At 48.0% G+C, this 373-nt stretch carries 1 protein-coding gene; it reads right to left on the bottom strand.

Going from position 1 to position 373, the window contains the following annotated elements:
• A partial coding sequence (locus KP705_RS19260; protein ID WP_215765473.1) for a hypothetical protein occupies positions 1-373 on the bottom strand: 373 nt, incomplete at both ends.

Raw genomic sequence — 373 nt, forward strand, 5'->3', positions numbered from 1 at the left:
AATCAGAGAGCTTGCGTGTCCATTTCCTATGCTCCGCCTTGAGGTCATCATATATGCGGACGTTCTCACCGCAGGTGATAACCATGTACCGCAGATACTTCCCCTTATTCGGGAGAATGTTATCAATCCAATAGGTCAGCTCATTCCTCAACTGGCGACGCTCAGCAACAGCAACAGCAGGAATGAACATGATATGCCTAAACTGTTCATCCATCTGCTTAGCTAATCCAGACAGCAAACCCACCTTGAAAAAGGTGCCATCCTGCTTCTTACGCCTAGACGGAATCCCCAGACCTTCAAGCCTGTCAGCAATGCGATCAGATTGAAGCCTTATGGCCTCATCCCTGCCAATGCGTTCAAGATGTTTAAACAC

It is taken from the genome of Gluconobacter sp. P1D12_c (assembly GCF_018812105.1).
GTDB classification, from domain to species: Bacteria; Pseudomonadota; Alphaproteobacteria; order Acetobacterales; family Acetobacteraceae; genus Gluconobacter; species Gluconobacter oxydans_A.